The sequence below is a fragment of the Streptomyces sp. Y1 genome (genome assembly GCF_041053115.1).
Taxonomy (GTDB): domain Bacteria; phylum Actinomycetota; class Actinomycetes; order Streptomycetales; family Streptomycetaceae; genus Kitasatospora; species Kitasatospora rubellomurina.
In genome coordinates this window covers 7,210,836-7,225,711 of the sequence record NZ_CP163445.1, presented here as the reverse complement: position 1 = coordinate 7,225,711, position 14,876 = coordinate 7,210,836, and the positions used below count along the sequence as shown (strand labels likewise).

At 74.8% G+C, this 14,876-nt stretch carries 13 protein-coding genes; 8 read left to right on the top strand and 5 right to left on the bottom strand.

What is annotated here, in order from left to right; all coding sequences use genetic code 11:
• Positions 1 to 49: 49 nt before the first annotated feature.
• Positions 50 to 1,243, bottom strand: a complete 1,194-nt coding sequence (locus AB2U05_RS31180; RefSeq protein WP_369184960.1) for an ROK family transcriptional regulator — start codon at positions 1,241 to 1,243, stop codon at positions 50 to 52.
• A gap of 122 nt (positions 1,244 to 1,365) precedes the next feature.
• Between AB2U05_RS31180 and AB2U05_RS31175 the strand changes: the two genes are divergently transcribed.
• The 6 genes from AB2U05_RS31175 (at position 1,366) to AB2U05_RS31150 (ending at position 7,051) form a co-directional block, all read left to right on the top strand.
• Entirely contained in the window at positions 1,366 to 2,619 is a 1,254-nt protein-coding gene (locus AB2U05_RS31175) for an MFS transporter (protein WP_369184959.1), read from the top strand.
• An 81-nt stretch (positions 2,620 to 2,700) separates the two neighbouring features.
• Positions 2,701 to 3,435, top strand: coding sequence for a TVP38/TMEM64 family protein (locus tag AB2U05_RS31170; protein ID WP_369184958.1), 735 nt, complete (start codon positions 2,701 to 2,703; stop codon positions 3,433 to 3,435).
• Positions 3,436 to 3,510: 75 nt separating this feature from the next.
• The gene (locus tag AB2U05_RS31165) at positions 3,511 to 4,026 is read left to right on the top strand and encodes a DinB family protein (protein ID WP_369184957.1); all 516 of its coding nucleotides are present in this window, start codon (positions 3,511 to 3,513) and stop codon (positions 4,024 to 4,026) included.
• 292 nt (positions 4,027 to 4,318) lie between these two features.
• Positions 4,319 to 4,711 (top strand): cell division protein SepF, encoded by a 393-nt coding sequence (locus AB2U05_RS31160; RefSeq protein ID WP_052706523.1) that lies wholly within the window; start codon positions 4,319 to 4,321, stop codon positions 4,709 to 4,711.
• A 154-nt stretch (positions 4,712 to 4,865) separates the two neighbouring features.
• Complete coding sequence (locus tag AB2U05_RS31155; RefSeq protein ID WP_078859485.1) at positions 4,866 to 5,495, top strand: TetR/AcrR family transcriptional regulator; 630 nt, start codon at positions 4,866 to 4,868, stop codon at positions 5,493 to 5,495.
• Positions 5,492 to 7,051 (top strand): MFS transporter, encoded by a 1,560-nt coding sequence (locus AB2U05_RS31150; protein ID WP_369184956.1) that lies wholly within the window; start codon positions 5,492 to 5,494, stop codon positions 7,049 to 7,051. The genes AB2U05_RS31155 and AB2U05_RS31150 overlap by 4 nt, the downstream gene beginning before the upstream one ends.
• A gap of 48 nt (positions 7,052 to 7,099) precedes the next feature.
• Here AB2U05_RS31150 and AB2U05_RS31145 read toward each other — a convergent pair whose 3' ends face one another.
• The 3 genes from AB2U05_RS31145 to AB2U05_RS31135 all read right to left on the bottom strand — a co-directional run bounded on the left by AB2U05_RS31145 (position 7,100) and on the right by AB2U05_RS31135 (position 12,024).
• On the bottom strand, positions 7,100 to 9,565 hold the full coding sequence (locus AB2U05_RS31145; protein WP_078859486.1) for a SpoIIE family protein phosphatase: 2,466 nt from the start codon (positions 9,563 to 9,565) through the stop codon (positions 7,100 to 7,102).
• 147 nt (positions 9,566 to 9,712) lie between these two features.
• Positions 9,713 to 10,333 (bottom strand): TetR/AcrR family transcriptional regulator, encoded by a 621-nt coding sequence (locus AB2U05_RS31140; RefSeq protein WP_045691885.1) that lies wholly within the window; start codon positions 10,331 to 10,333, stop codon positions 9,713 to 9,715.
• Between the two features lie 89 nt (positions 10,334 to 10,422).
• On the bottom strand, positions 10,423 to 12,024 hold the full coding sequence (locus AB2U05_RS31135) for a 4-coumarate--CoA ligase family protein (RefSeq protein WP_369184955.1): 1,602 nt from the start codon (positions 12,022 to 12,024) through the stop codon (positions 10,423 to 10,425).
• Between the two features lie 236 nt (positions 12,025 to 12,260).
• Here AB2U05_RS31135 and AB2U05_RS31130 point away from each other — a divergent pair, with 236 nt between their 5' ends.
• Together AB2U05_RS31130 and AB2U05_RS31125 are read left to right on the top strand one after the other, a co-directional pair.
• Complete coding sequence (locus tag AB2U05_RS31130; protein ID WP_369184954.1) at positions 12,261 to 12,965, top strand: hypothetical protein; 705 nt, start codon at positions 12,261 to 12,263, stop codon at positions 12,963 to 12,965.
• The gene (locus tag AB2U05_RS31125) at positions 12,952 to 13,662 is read left to right on the top strand and encodes a class F sortase (RefSeq protein ID WP_369184953.1); all 711 of its coding nucleotides are present in this window, start codon (positions 12,952 to 12,954) and stop codon (positions 13,660 to 13,662) included. The genes AB2U05_RS31130 and AB2U05_RS31125 overlap by 14 nt, the downstream gene beginning before the upstream one ends.
• A 39-nt stretch (positions 13,663 to 13,701) precedes the next feature.
• On the opposite strand, the gene AB2U05_RS31120 is transcribed toward AB2U05_RS31125, so the two are convergent.
• Positions 13,702 to 14,874 carry an acyl-CoA dehydrogenase family protein gene (locus AB2U05_RS31120; RefSeq protein WP_045691888.1) on the bottom strand — a complete coding sequence of 391 codons (1,173 nt, stop codon included), beginning with the start codon at positions 14,872 to 14,874 and terminating at the stop codon, positions 13,702 to 13,704.
• Between the last annotated feature and the right edge of the window lie 2 nt (positions 14,875 to 14,876).

Sequence of the window (14,876 nt, the reverse complement as noted above, 5' to 3'; positions counted from 1 at the left end):
GCCGCACCGGAGCCGCCGCGGTCGCCCTCGGGTCCTCCCGCGAGGGACCTCACGGCTCGCCGAAGAGGTCCCGCCGGGCGGCGTCCCCGGCGGTGAGCACGGCCCCGGCGAGCACCGCGCCGCCGCCCGCCGTACCGGCCCGCACTTCGGTGCGCAGCGGGGAGAGCAGGGCGAGCCGCCGTTCGACCCGTGCGGCCAGCTCGTCCCCGCCGGCCCGGCCGAGTTCGCCGCCGAGCACCACGCAGCCGGGGTCGAGGACGACGCAGACGGCGGCGGCGCCGAGCGCGATCCGCTCCGCCAGCTCGTCGAGGAACGCGCCGCCGGGCTCGCCGGGCCCGGACGCGACCAGTGCGGCGCGTACGGCGGCCTCGGCGGCGGGCGCGTCCCCGGCCGGGTCGGCGGGCAGGCCGTGGGCGCGGGCGAGCGCGCAGACGGCGGCGCTGCCGACCAGGCCGTGGAAGCCGCCCTCGCAGCTGTCGGCGCTGGGCAGGCCGACGGCGCCGGGGACGGGCAGGAAGCAGATCTCGCCGGTGCCGCCGGAGAAGCCGCGGCGCAGCCGCCCGTCCAGGACGACGGCGGCGCCGACGCTGTGGCCGAGCCAGAGCAGCACGAAGGTCTCGCGGTCGCGGGCGGCGCCGATCCGGTACTCGGCCCGCCCGGCGAGGTTGACCTCGTTCTCCAGGATCACCTCGACGCCCGGCAACTCCCGCAGTGCGGTGAGGAGTTCGGTGTGCCAGCCGGGCAGGTCGCCGGTGCTGTGGAGCCGCCCGGTGGCCGGGTCGACCAGCCCGGGGGCGCCGACCGCGATGGTGTGCAGCCGCTCGACGCCGGCGCCGCGCGCGGTCTCCCGCAGGACGTCGACGATCCGGGCGGCCGTCCCGGGCCCGCCGCCGCCGTCGACGGGGGCCTCGGCGGTGGCGAGGGTGCGCCCGGCGAGGTCGGCGACGATCAGGCTGACGCCGCCGGAGCGGACGTCGACGGCGCCGAGGTGGGCGCGGGAGGCGACGAGCGCGTAGACCCGGGCGTTGGGGCCGCGCCGCTGTTCTCCGCGCTCGCCGACCACGGCGACCAGGCCGGTGCGCTGGAGGCGGTCGAGCAGGTCGGCGACGGTGGGCCGGGACAGGCCGGTGAGGCCGCGCAGCTCGGTCGCGGTCAGGGGGCCCTGCTCCAGGAGCAGGTTGAGTGCCAGCCGGTCGTTGATCGCCCGGGCGGTGCTCGGCGTGGCCGTACGCGCGGTGGTCATGGCGGCTCATCCTTCCAGACGGTTTCTATCAGGGTCCCTTCCTGATAATTTATCGAACCGTCCGCCCGTGTGCTGCGCCACCGCGCGGACCCTGTCCGCCCGCGACCGGGAGGGAACGCCGGATGGCACACCCCACCGCACCATCGGCACCACCAGCACACGAACCGCTCGCCGACCCGCGCCGCGCCCGGACCGGCATCGCGCTCGTCTTCGCCGTGCACGGCGCCGTCGGCGGCACCTTCGTCACCCGCATCCCCTGGCTGCAGGAGCGCCTCGACCTCTCCTCCGGCCTGCTCGGCCTCGCCCTGGTCATGCCCGCCATCGGCTCCTCCCTGGCGATGCCGCTGGCCGGGCGGTTCGTGCACCGCTACGGCGGCCGGGCCGCCGTCCGCGGGCTCCTCTCGCTCTGGTGCCTCGCCCTGGCCCTCCCCGCGCTCGCCCCCGGCCTGCCCGTGCTGTGCGCCGCCCTGCTGCTGTACGGCGCCACGGCGGGCATGGCGGACGTCGCGATGAACGCGCAGGGCGTGGAGATCGAGCAGCGCCTCGGCCGCTCGATCATGTCCGGACTGCACGGCATGTGGAGCGCCGGCGGGCTGCTCGCCTCCGGCTTCGGCATCCTCGCCGCCCACCTCGACCTCGACGCCCGGCTCCAACTCGCCCTCACCGCGCTCGTGCTGCTCGCCCTCGCCCAGCCCGTCTGCCGCCTCCTGCCCGAGCTGCGGGCCGCCGAGGAGGCCGAGGCGCCGCCGCGCTTCGCCCTGCCGCCGCGCAGTTCACTGGTGATCGGCCTGGTCGGCTTCTGCGCGGTGTTCGCCGAGGGCGCCTCGATGGACTGGAGCGGCGTCTACCTGCGCGACGTCACCGGCTCCTCGGCCACCGTCGCCGCCGCCTCGTACACCGCCTTCTCGCTCACCATGGCCGCCAGCCGGCTCGCCGGGGACGCGGTGATCCGCCGCCTCGGCGCTGTCCGCACCACCCGGCTCGGCGGCGCCGTCGCCACCGCCGGCGGCCTGCTCGTGGTCGCCGCCGACCGCCCGGCCCTGGCCATCCCCGGTTTCGCGCTGATCGGCATCGGCGTCGCGGTGATCGTCCCGCTCGCCTTCGCCGCCGCCGGCCGGATCGGCACCAACGCCAGCCAGGCCATCGCGGGCGTCGCCACCGTCACCTACACCTCCGGCCTGATCGCCCCCGCCGTCATCGGCACCCTCGCCCAGGCCACCTCGCTGACCGTCTCCTTCGGCCTGGTCACCGTCCTGTGCTGCGCCCTCCTGCCGGGCGCCGGCGCGCTGCGCCTCGGCGAACCGGGTTCCACGAAGGACGTCCCGACCGGCGCGGCTCCGGAGAACCCCTCCGGGAAGAACCTCAGCCCGATATGAGCCGATTCTCCTCACCGGGCCCGGTGCCCTCGCCCTCCCCCGCCCGGCCGTCCGCTCCGCCGTCCGGGTTAGGCTCGGCCGGTGCCCGCCACCACCGCCGCCGCACCGTCCGACGCCGACCAGGACGGCCACACCCCGGTTACCGAGACGCCCGCCCCGGCCGCCTCGCCGTGGTGGCGGTTCGCCGTCCTCGTGCTGCTGCTCGGCGCCGCCGCCGGCTCGCTGCTGCTGTGGAGCCCGACCGCACTGCTGAACGGCGGCCTCGCGGACCGGCTGCCCGGCTACTGGTTCGCGCCGCTGTTCGCCGCCGTCTACGCGGTCGGCACGCTGGCCTTCGTCCCCCGCCCCGCGCTGAACGCCGCCGCCGGGCTGCTGCTCGGCATCCGGGAGGGCGTGGCGCTGGCGGTGCTCGGCACGACGCTGGGCGCGGTGCTGGCGTTCGGGCTGGCCCGCTGGCTGGGCCGGGACGCGATGCGCCCGTTCCTGCGCGGCAAGGTGCTGGGCGCGCTGGACCGGCGGTTCACCGAGCAGGGCTTCCGCAGCGTGCTGGTGCTGCGGCTGCTGCCGGGGATGCCGTTCCAGGCGGGCAACTACGGCGCGGCCTTCTCCGGGGTGGGCTTCCTGCCGTTCCTGACGGCGACGGCGATCGGCGTGGTGCCGACCACGGCGGTGTACGTCACGGCGGCGGCCAGCGCGGGCAGGCCCGGTTCGGCGGCCTTCCTGGTGTCGGCCGGGGGCGTGGCGGTGCTGGTGCTGGGCAGCCTGGTGGGGCTCTGGCGGGCCGCCCGGGCCCGCCGCCGGCCGCGCACGGTCTGACGGGTCACCGCCGGCGGTGACCGCCGGCGGAAATCCGCTGGCCGCCCGCCGCCCGGGCCCGCCAGGATGGCCGATATGACTGAACTCGCCCCGCGCATCGACCCGCCGATGGTGGCCGACGAAGCCACGATGCTCACCGCCTGGCTCGACTTCCACCGCAGCACCCTCGCCCTGAAGTGCCAGGGCCTGACCGACGACCAGCTGCGCCTGCGCTCCGCCCCGCCGTCCAACCTCTCCCTGCTCGGCCTGGTCCGGCACATGGCCGAGGTCGAGCAGCACTGGTTCCAGCGCGTCCTGCTCGGCACCGAGCTGCCCGGGGGCATCTTCTGGACGGAGGAGGACGAGGACGGGGACTTCAACAACGTCGACACGGCGGACGTCGCCCACGACTTCGCCGCCTGGCGCGCCGAGATCGACGCCGCCCGCAGCGCCGCCGAGGGCCTGCCGCTGGACACCGTGGCCGAGCGGCCGCGCCGGGGGCAGGAGGTGACGCTCCGCTGGATCATGGTCCACATGATCGAGGAGTACGCCCGGCACAACGGACACGCGGATCTGCTGCGCGAATTGGTGGACGGTTCGACCGGGGACTGAGCCCGGGACCGAACCGGGGCGAAATCGTTTCCGCATTGTTGACAGAAGGTCAATTGTGCGGTGACCGCGACCGATATGGTCTACGCGCGCAACCGTACGGTGCGCCTTCGCGTCGGTGATGGTGCCCGGGCTCGCCCGGGGTTCCGGCGCGGCACGACTCGTACGGAGGTCGCGAGCGGGCACGGGACCGGTGAACAGTGCGATACTCGGACAGTTCCGACGAGTGGATGACGTGTCAAGAACGACACCCACCCCCGGGGGACCAGGACGGGACGAGGCAGGGAGGCGCGGCATGGGAGCACTTCGCGACGAGCACCACAACGGGTGGCTGATGCCCTCGGGGAACTACCCGGCCGCGGTGTACGACGACGAGTGGGTCGATCAGGAGACGGTGCCGTCCGTCCCCGCGCCCGCGAAGATCGTCTCCCTGCGGCCGACCGGATTCGAGGCCGCGCGGACGGTCGGCGAGCACATCCGGGCGAGCACCCCCGTGGTCATGGACCTCACCGAGATGGACGAGGCCGAGGCCAAGCGCATGGTCGACTTCGCCTCCGGGCTGATCTTCGGCACCCGGGGCGGCATCGAGCGGATCGCCCGCCGGGTGTTCCTGCTCACCCCGGCGGACGTCGAGGTGATGGTGATCGACCGCCCGCTGGACGACACCGGCTTCTACAACCAGAGCTGACCGGGCCGTACGGCCCCAGCAGCACCCCGGACCGGGGACGGCGCACCCGCCGTCCCCGGTTTTTGCTGTCCGCACACCCGGACGGCAACGGCCCGGTTGAGACCCCCGAACCTATTCTGAGACATCCGTGTCTCATTCGGCTTACACTTGTCTCATGGCCACCGATCGCGACACCGTCCTGGAAGCCGCCGTGGGCGTGCTCTCCCGCCGCCCGACCGCCCACCTGGACGAGATCGCGCGCGCCGCCGGCATCAGCCGCGCCACCCTGCACCGGCTCTTCCCGGGCCGCGAGGCGCTGATCCTGGAGGTCGGGATGCTCGGCCTGCGACGATTCGCCGCCGCCCTGGACACCGCCGCCGTCGAGGACGGCGACGCCCGCGCCGCGCTGCGCCGCCTGGTGGACGCCGCCGTCCCGGACGCCGCGCTCTGCGCCTTCCTGGCCGGCGAGAACCAGCTCTACGACGACGACCGGCTGAACGACCTCTGGGAAGTCCAGATCGCCCGGCTGCACGCGCTCTTCCTGCGCGGCCAGCAGCAGGGCGTCTTCCGGATCGAGCTGAGCGCCGCCTGGCTGAGCGAGGCCTTCTTCGACCTGGTCGCCGGCATCGGCTGGGCCGTCCAGGACGGCCGGCTCGCCCCGCGCGACGCCGCCTTCTCGCTCGCCGAGCTGTTCCTCGGCGGGGCCCTGCGCCGCCCCGACACCACCGGCACCCCCGAATCCACCGACACCGCCCCCGCCGTCCAGAACGACCCGGACCGGAAACCGGAAACCGATACGCCATGAGCACCGCCCTGACCACCCGCCAGCGCTGGACCGGCCTCGCCGTCCTCGTCCTGGCCGTCACCGTCGTCGCCCTCGACGCGACCGTGCTGTCCCTCGCCATCCCCTCCATCAGCGAGACGCTGCGCCCCAGCGGCACCCAGCTGCTCTGGATCGGCGACTCCTACTCCTTCGTCCTGGCCGGCCTGCTGGTCAGCATGGGCGCGCTCAGCGACCGGATCGGCCGCAAGAAGCTGCTGCTCACCGGCTCCGCCGCGTTCGGCGCCGCCTCGCTGCTGGCCGCCTACGCCCCGAGCGCCGGCTGGCTGATCCTGGCCCGGGCGCTGCTCGGCGTGGCCGGGGCGACGATCATGCCCTCGACCCTGTCGCTGATCCGCGGCCTCTTCCCGGACGACCGGGAGCGCGCCACCGCGATCGGCATCTGGGGCGCCGCGGCCACGGCCGGCGCCGCGCTCGGGCCGATCGTCGGCGGGGCGCTGCTGGAGCACTTCTGGTGGGGCTCGGTGTTCCTGCTGAACATCCCGGTGCTGCTCCTGCTGCTGGTGCTGGGCGCCCGGCTGCTGCCGGAATCGCGGGACCCGCGGCCGGGCCGCTGGGACGTGCTGAGCGTCGCGCTGTCGATGGCCGGGGTGATCGGCGTGGTCTACGCCGTCAAGGAGGCCGCGGCGCACGGCGTCGCCCGCTGGGACGTCCCCGTCGCCTTCGTGGCGGGCGCGGCCGCGCTGACCGTCTTCGTCCGCCGCCAGCTGCGGCTGGAGACCCCGCTGCTGGACGTGCGGCTGTTCGCCGACCGGCGGTTCACCGCCGCCGTCACGGCTTCGCTGATCTCGCTGGTCGGCGTGTCCGGGGTGGTCTTCGTCAGCTCGCAGTACCTGCAGCTGGTGCGCGGCTTCGGGCCGCTGCACGCGGGCCTGGCGGAGCTGCCGGCCTTCGTCGGCTCGGTGGCCGGCGGTCTGCTGACCGCCCGGCTGGCCCGGCGCTTCGGCGCCCGGGCGCTGCTGGCCGGCTGCCTGCTGGCGATGGGCCTGGGCATGGCCGTGCTCGGCTTCCTCCAGCAGGACACCGCCTACCTGGTGCTGGCCGCCTCCTTCCTGGTGGTCGGTACGGCCGAGGGCGTCGCCTACACCCTCGGCGCCGGCCTGGTGCTCACGGCCGCGCCGGCCGACAAGGCGGGGGCCGCCTCGGCGGTCTCGGAGACGGCCTACGAGCTGGGCACCGCGCTCGGCATCGCGCTGGTCGGTTCGGTGGTCGGCTCGATCTACACCAGCGGGCTCGCCGTCCCGGCCGGGGTGGACCCGGCCTCGGCCGCCCGGGCCGGGGAGTCGCTGGGCGCCGCCGTCGAGACGGCGCAGGGGCTGCCGGCCGAGGTCGCCGGGCCGCTGCTGGCGAGCGCGAAGGACGTGTTCGTGCAGGGCATGAACAGCGCCGGCCTGCTGGCCACCCTGCTGCTGCTCGGCGCGGCGGCGATGGCCTGGCGGCTGCTGCGCGGCGAGAACCGGCCCACCGGGGGCGAGGCGACCGAGGACGCCGCTCCGGCGCCCGAGAAGATCCGCGCCTAGCGCGAACGCGGGCCCCCGCGGTGATCACCGCGGGGGCCCGCGCCGTGCTCAGGACACGCCGAAGGGCAGTTCCAGCTCGGCCCAGACCACCTTGCCGTCCCGGGTGAGCCGGCTGCCCCAGCGCTGGGCCAGCTCACTGACCAGGAACATCCCGCGCCCGCCCTCGTCCTGCTCGGCGAAGGGGCGCAGCTGCGGCGTCTGGCCGCCCGCGTCGGAGACCTCGACGGTGAGCACCCGGTCGCGGAACAGCCGCAGCCGGCGCGGCGCGTCGGCGTGCAGCAGGGCGTTCGTGACGAGTTCGCTGACCAGCAGCTCGGCGTAGTCGGCGAGGGCGCCCAGGCCCCAGCTGTCCAGGGTGGCGCGGGTGAAGCGGCGGGCCTGGCCGGGGACCCGGCCGCCGCCGGTGAGCGGGAGGGTGGCGATCCGGTCGGCGGGCAGCGGCAGCACCCGGCCCATGATCATCGCGATGTCGTCCTCGGTGCCGTCGGTGACCAGGGCGGAGAGCACCGCGTCGCAGCTCTCCTCCAGGGTCCGGCCGGGCTGGGCGAGGGTGGCGGCGAGCAGGTCGATGCCCTTGTCCAGGTCCTCGCCGCGCCGTTCGACCAGGCCGTCGGTGTACAGGGCGACCAGGCCGCCCTCGGGGATGGTGAACTCGATCGACTCGAAGGCGACTCCGCCGACGCCCAGCGGTACCCCGGGCGGGACCGTGACCCGCCGGGCGACGCCGTCCGGGCCGACCCAGACGGGCGGCAGGTGGCCGGCCGAGGCGACCTGCACGGTGCGGTCCAGCGGGTCGTAGACCGCGCAGATGCAGGTGGCGAACTGGCCCTCGCCGATTCCGGAGGCCGTTTCGTCCAGCCGGGTGAGCACCTGCTCGGGCGGCATGTCGAGGGTGGCCAGGGTGCGGGCGACGGTGCGCAGCTGGCCCATGGTGGCGGCGGCCCGGATGCCGTGGCCCATCACGTCGCCGACGACCAGGGCGACCCGGCCGCAGGACAGCGGCACCACGTCGAACCAGTCGCCGCCGACCTCGCTGGTCACGCTGCTGGGCAGGTAGCGGTAGGCGATCTCCAGCCCGAGGGTGCGGTGGATCTCCTGCGGGAGCAGGCTGCGCTGCAGGGTGAGGGCGGTCTCCCGTTCGCGGCGGTAGAGGCGGGCGTTGTCGAGGGCCAGCGCGGTGCGGGCGACGAGTTCCTCGGCGAGGGCGACGTCGGCGTCGGTGAACGGCTCGGGGTTGCGCATGCGGATGAACTCGGAGCCGCCGAGCACCATGCCCCGGGCGATCAGCGGCACCATCATGTACGAGTGGATGCCGGCCGCCATGCCGGGGGCGACCCGGTCGTCGCTGGAGACCAGGCCGCGCAGCACGTCCTCGGTGACGTGGGAGCGCAGCAGCGGGCGGCCGCTGCGCAGGCACTGGATGTAGCTGCGCTCGGGGGCGTACTCGGAGGCCTCGCCGACGACGTCGACGGCGCCTCCGAGGCCGGACTCGTAGGACTCGCCGACCGCGACGGCGCGCAGGGTGATCGGCCGGTCGGTGGGGATCGGGCTGGGCTCGGCGCCGCGCAGCACCGGCTCCAGCAGGTCGACGGTGGCGAAGTCGGCGAACCGGGGGACGACCGCCTCGATCAGTTCCTCGGCGGTGCGGGTGAGGTCGAGGGTGGTGCCGATCCGGGCGGTGGCCTCGGCGATGGTGGCGAGACGTTCCTGCGCGCGGGCGGCGCGGGCCTCGGCCTGGAAGCGCTCGGTGACGTCGATGATCGAGGAGGCGACGCCGAAGACCTTGCCGGTGGAGTCCTCCAGCCGGAAGTAGGAGGCGGACCAGGCGCGGTCGCGCCGGGGGTCGCCGGGGACGCGGCCGTGCGAGCGGGCGTCGACGACGGGCTTGCCGCTCCTGAGCACCTGACGCAGGATCTGCTCGATCTCGCCGGTGTTGATCCCGGGCAGCACGGCCGATATCCGGCGGCCCAGGTGGGCGGAGGCGGGGACGCCGTTCATCCGGGCCAGTGCCTCGTTTATCCGGACGTAGCGCAGGTCGGTGTCGTAGACGGCCATGCCGATCGGGGAGCGGCCGAAGATGCCGTCGAGGACGGCCAGGTCGGCCTCGACGGCGTGCAGGGCGCGGGTGTCGGAGGCGGTGGCGAGCAGCAGCAGGGTGCCGTTCGGGCCGGCTATCGGGTAGGTGCGGAACTCCAGCTCGACCGTGTGGCCGTCGCGGTGGCGGACCGGGAAGACGAAGGAGGTGCCGCCGCCGGCCATGATCCGTTGGAAGAGTCCCAGGACGGCGGAGCGTTCGGTCTCGACGGTGAGCAGTTGCGCGGCGTAGCTGCCGACGGCCTCCTCGGAGGTGTAGCCGAGCAGGGCCTCGGCGTCCTCGCTCCAGTGCAGGATCAGTCCGTCGCCCTGGAGCAGGGCCGTCGCGAGCGGGACGAGTCGATGGCCTTCGGCGCGTACCGGGGCACCGCTCGGTGCGAGGCCGGCGGCGTCGGTCGCGTCCCAGTCGTGTCCGTGCATGATCAGGCAGCACCCCGGTTCGGCTCGTGCCCGGCCGGGTGGGCCTCGCGGTCCGTGCCGGCCGGGGTTCTTCTCCAGACTGCACGGACATCGGCCGCCCGGCGACCCCTTGTCAGGGGTTGTCCGGCCGCTGACGGTGTACGGGCGTCATGGGCGTACCGGGCGCAGCGTACTCTGCAGGAGGCCCGCCCACTGCCGGATCACTCCGGAACGTCGATGACTGTCGTCGGTGAGCAGGTTGGCGAGGCCGAGGCCGCGGGCGAGGTCGAGGGTGGCCTGCACCGATTCGCGCACGCCGGGGCGGGTCTCGTCGGCGTCCAGGAACTCGACGGCGGCCCGGTGGGCCTCCCGGCCGACGCGGCCCTCCAGGGCGACGATCCGCTCGCGCAGCGCGTCCTCGGTGGCGGCGGCCGTCCACAGGTGCAGGGCGGCGCGGAACAGCGGGCCGGTGTAGAGCCGGACGATCATGTCGACGACGGCCAGGGTGCGGTCGGGGCCGGCGGCCGGCAGTCGGCCCGCGTGGGCGCGGACGGCTGCCAGCCGCTCGGCGGTGACGTGCTCGACGGCCGCGGTGAACAGGTCCTCGCGGGTCGGGAAGTGGTGCTGGGCGGCGCCCCGGGAGACGCCGGCCCGCTCGGCGACCACGGTGACGGTGGAGCCCTGCCAGCCGAGTTCGGCCAGGCACTCGACGGCCGCCGCGAGCAGCCGGGCCCGGGTGGCGCGGCTGCGGTCCTGCTGGGGGGTTCTGGCGGCGGGGTGGCTGGTCATGGCTGGTGCTGGTTCCCGTTCCGGTCGAGGTGCGGCGGGTCGATCCTCACAGACGGGCCGCGGGCTCCGGCCGCCGGGGGCGGGGGTGGTCAGGTCGTCGCCCCGGCGCGCTGGGCCTCCCGGGCGCGCAGTTCGCGGCGCAGGATCTTGCCGGCGGCGGACTTGGGGACGGCGTCGACGAACTCCACGGCACGGATCTTCTTGTAGGGGGCGACCTGGCCGGCGACGTACCAGGTGACCTCCTGCTCGGTCAGCGAGCTGCCGGGGGTGCGCACCACGAAGGCCTTGGGGCACTCGGTGCCGTCCGCGTCCGGGACGCCGATCACGGCGGCGTCGGCGATCTGCGGGTGGGCGAGCAGGACGGCCTCCAGCTCGGCGGGGGCGACCTGGTAGCCCTTGTACTTGATCAGTTCCTTGACCCGGTCGACGATGTACAGGTAGCCGCGCTCGTCGACGTAGCCGACGTCGCCGGTGTGCAGCCAGCCCTCGGCGTCGATCATCGCGGCGGTGTCGGAGGGGCGGCCGAAGTAGCCCTTCATCACCTGCGGGCCGCGGATCAGCAGCTCGCCGCGCTCGCCGGGGCCGAGGTCGTCGTCGCTGCCGTCGAGGGCGGCGACGCGCAGTTCGGTGGAGGGGACCATCCGGCCGACCGAGCCGGGCGAGGGGTCGGTCTCCTTGGGGCAGACGACGTGGGTGGTCGGGGACAGCTCGGTCATGCCGTAGCCCTGGAGCAGGTGCGGCAGGCCGAGGCGGCGGGCGCAGGCGTCGGCGAGCTCCGGGTCGAGCGGGGCGGCCGCGCACAGCAGGTACTCGACGGAGGAGAGGTCGTAGCGGTCGACGACCGGGTGCTTGGCCAGGGCGAGGGCGATCGGCGGGGCGATCACCAGGCCCTGGACGCGCTGCTCCTCGATGGTGCGGCAGAACTGCTCCAGGTCGAAGCGGGGCAGCACGACGACGGTGGCGCCGCAGCGCAGCGGCTGGTTCATCAGCGCGGTGAGGCCGTAGATGTGGAAGAAGGGCAGCACGGCGAGCATCCGCTCGCCCTCCTCGGGGCGGAAGAGGGGGTCGCACTGGGCGAGGTTGGTGGAGACCGAGCGGTGGGTGAGCATCACGCCCTTGGGCAGGCCGGTGGTGCCGCTGGAGTAGGGCAGGACGGCGATGTCCCGGCCGGGGTCGATGGCGACCTCGGGGGCGGGGCCGGTGGCGGCCAGCAGGTCGGCGAGTGAGCGGTGGCCCTCGGCGCCGTCCAGGACGATGACCTCGGCCAGCGGCCGGCCCCGTTCGACCAGTAGTTCGGCCGCCCGCAGGGCGGTCGGCAGGAACGGGGAGACGGTGACCAGCCAGCGGGTGCCGGCGTCGGCGAGCTGGCCGGCGAGTTCGCCGGGGGTGGCGAGGGAGGAGACGGTGGTGACGGTGGCGCCGGCCCGGGTGGCGCCGTAGAAGGCCATCGGGTAGGCGGTGCTGTTCGGGCTGAACAGGGCCAGCACGTCGCCCTGGCGCACCCCGGCCCCGGCCAGTCCGGCGGCGATCCGCTCGACGGCGGCGGCGAGCCGTGCGTAGCTGGTGCGCTCGCCCGTGATGCCGTCGACCAGGGCCGGGCGGTCGCCGTACCGGGCGGCGTCGCCGAGGACCGCCTGATGGATCGGCAGGTCGATCGTCTCGACGTCGGGGAACTCGCTTCGGAACACCAAGGTAAGCCTCCACTACGGAAGTTGAAGCTGAAACGAGAGCCGGCGGAGGGTCGGGACGACCACCGGCCCGGGGCGCGTTCAGGAGCATACGGATCCCCGGGGCCGCCGCTGGGCCATTGTGGGGAACCCGGCCGAGACTGTGCGTGGCGCGTTGCCGCGCGGGGCGCCCGACAGGACGGTGGTGCACCATGGCCGCCCGCCCCGGGTGCGGCCCCCGACCCCTGGAGCGCCCTGCCGTGCGACCCCTCGCCCCTCCCCTGCCCGCCGCCCGCCGTCTGCTCGCCACCGCCGCCGCGGCGACCCTCCTCGCCCTCGGCGCCGCCCCGGCGGCCTTCGCCGCGCCGGGCGACAACGGCGACGTGAAGATCCACCAGAGCACCACGCCCGTCGACGACACCCGCGACGAGCCCAAGGTCTGCGTCTTCTACCTGGACGCCTTCAACTTCGACACCATCCAGCAGGTCAACTGGACGATCGAGCAGCAGCCGCCGACCGGCACCGCCCAGGTGCTCGCCGGATCGATCACCCTGACCAACGGGACCGGGCACACCGGCAACCTCACCCTTCCGGACGGGCACTACAAGCTCGAATGGACGTTCGTCGGCGAGAACGGCAACGCGAAGCAGAAGGTCTTCGACGTGTCCTGCGTGTCGCCCTCCCCGTCGCCCTCGCCGTCCTCCTCACCCTCGCCCTCCTCCTCGCCGTCGCCGTCCTCCTCCCCGTCGCCCTCGCCGGGCGTCTCCCCCAGCCCCTCGCACTCCCCCGGCGCCTCGCCGAGCGCCTCGCCGACCGGCCCGCACGGCGGGGTGGGCACCGGCGGCGGCGGCACCTCCGGGCCGGACACCACCGAGGTGCTCGGCGGCGCCGTCCTGATCGTCGGTGCCGGCGGGATCGCCGTGCGCGCGCTGCGCCGCCGCTCCGGGCGCAATGCCGAGTCCTGACCGTCCCACCCGCGCCCCGCGCGTCGGCCCCGGCCCGTTGACGGCCGGGGTCGTCGCGCTGGCCCTGGCGGCGGGCGGCGTCTGGCTGGTCCGCGACGGCACCAGCGGCCGGGACGGGCCGCCGCTGCCCGCCCCGCCGCCGTCCGCCGCGCCGTCAGCCCCCGCACCGGCCGCGAAGCCCGCCGCCGTCCCCTCCGCGGCGGCGCCGACCCCGCCGCCGGTACCCGAGGTGCCGCCGCTGCCGGCCTCGGCGCCGACCCGGATCCGGATCCCCTCGATCAAGGTCGACGCCCCGGTCACCGGCCTCGGGCTGACCGCCTCCCACCAGCTGGCCACCCCGCCGATGGACCAGCGCAACCTGGTCGGCTGGTACCGGGACGGCACAACGCCCGGGGCCGCCGGCGGCGCGCTCGTGGTCGGGCACGCCGACAACCGCAGCGGGCCGGCGGTGTTCTACCGGCTCGGGCTGCTACGGCCCGGCGACACCGTGGAGGTGGCCCGCAAGGACCGGCGCACCGCGGTGTTCACCGTGGACTCCGTCCAGGTGTTCCCGAAGAAGGACTTCCCGGACGCCCTGGTGTACGGCTCCGCCGCGCGGGCCGAGCTGCGGCTGATCACCTGCGGCGGGAAGTTCGACCGGCACACCGGGTACGAGGCCAACACGGTGGTGTTCGCGCACCTCAGCTCGGTCCGGTAGCTCGGTTCGGTAGCTCCGCCCGGCGGTCAGTTCGGTCGGTCAGTACGACTTCGGCAGGCCGAGGGTGTGCTGGGCGACGTAGTTGAGCACCATCTCGCGGCTGACCGGCGCGACCCGGGCCACCCGGGAGGCGACCAGCAGCGCACCCAGCCCGTACTCCTGGGTGAGGCCGTTGCCGCCGAGGGTCTGCACCGCCTGGTCGACGGCGTGGGCGGCGGCCTCGCCCGCCGCGTACTTGGCCATGTTGGCGGCCTCCCCGGCGGCGACGTCCTCGCCCGCGTCGTAGAGCAGCCCGGCCTTCTGGGCCATCAGCCGGGCCAGCTCGATCTCCACCGCGCACTGGGCGAGCGGGTGCGCCAGGCCCTGGTGGGCGCCGATCGGGGTGGACCAGACGGTGCGCTCCTTGGCGTAGTCGACGGCCCGGCCGAGGGCGTGCCGGGCCAGGCCGAGCGCGAAGGCGGCGGTGAGGATCCGCTCGGGGTTGAGGCCGGCGAAGAGCTGGAGCAGGCCGGCGTTCTCGTCGCCGACCAGGGCGTCGGCGGGCAGCCGGACGTCGTCCAGGAACACCTGGAACTGCCGCTCGGGGGCGACGATCTCCATCGGGATCGGCCGGTACTCGAAGCCGGGGGTGTCACGCGGGACGACGAACAGGCAGGGCTTGAGCTTGCCCGTGCGAGAGTCCTCGGTGCGGGCCACGAACAGCACGGCGTCGCACTGGTCGATGCCCGAGATGAACACCTTCCGGCCGGTCAGCAGCCAGTCCTCGCCGTCCCGGCGGGCGACGGTGGTGATCCGGTGCGAGTTGGAGCCGGCGTCCGGCTCGGTGATGCCGAACGCGAACCTGCGGCTGCCGTCCGCCAGTCCGGGCAGCCAGCGGCGCTTCTGCTCCTCGGTGCCGAAGCGGGCTATCACCGTGCCGGAGATCGCCGGGGAGACCACCATGAGCAGCAGCGGGCAGCCCGCCGCGCCCAACTCCTCCAGCACGATGGCCAGATCGGTGATGCCGCCGCCTCCGCCGCCGTACTCGACGGGCAGGTTGACGCCCAGGTATCCGGCCTTGCCGGCCTCCGCCCACAGTTCGTCGACGGGCTCGCCGGCGCGGGACTTGGCGAGGAAGTAGTCGGAGCCGTAGCGGCGGGCGAGGTCGGCCACGGCCTGGCGCAGGGCGCGGCGTTCGGGGGTTTCGAGGAGCTGGCTGCCGGTGGCGGGCATGT

Excerpts from the sequence above, each read along its gene's own strand:
- AB2U05_RS31140 (WP_045691885.1), bottom strand. The coding sequence starts at position 10,333 with ATGACCAGCCACCCCGCCGCCAGAACCCCCCAGCAGGACCGCAGCCGC.
- AB2U05_RS31125 (WP_369184953.1), top strand. The coding sequence starts at position 12,952 with ATGCCGAGTCCTGACCGTCCCACCCGCGCCCCGCGCGTCGGCCCCGGC.
- AB2U05_RS31150 (WP_369184956.1), top strand. The coding sequence starts at position 5,492 with ATGAGCACCGCCCTGACCACCCGCCAGCGCTGGACCGGCCTCGCCGTC.
- AB2U05_RS31120 (WP_045691888.1), bottom strand. The coding sequence starts at position 14,874 with ATGCCCGCCACCGGCAGCCAGCTCCTCGAAACCCCCGAACGCCGCGCC.
- AB2U05_RS31155 (WP_078859485.1), top strand. The coding sequence starts at position 4,866 with ATGGCCACCGATCGCGACACCGTCCTGGAAGCCGCCGTGGGCGTGCTC.
- AB2U05_RS31180 (WP_369184960.1), bottom strand. The coding sequence starts at position 1,243 with ATGACCACCGCGCGTACGGCCACGCCGAGCACCGCCCGGGCGATCAAC.
- AB2U05_RS31175 (WP_369184959.1), top strand. The coding sequence starts at position 1,366 with ATGGCACACCCCACCGCACCATCGGCACCACCAGCACACGAACCGCTC.
- AB2U05_RS31165 (WP_369184957.1), top strand. The coding sequence starts at position 3,511 with ATGACTGAACTCGCCCCGCGCATCGACCCGCCGATGGTGGCCGACGAA.
- AB2U05_RS31160 (WP_052706523.1), top strand. The coding sequence starts at position 4,319 with ATGGGAGCACTTCGCGACGAGCACCACAACGGGTGGCTGATGCCCTCG.
- AB2U05_RS31145 (WP_078859486.1), bottom strand. The coding sequence starts at position 9,565 with ATGCACGGACACGACTGGGACGCGACCGACGCCGCCGGCCTCGCACCG.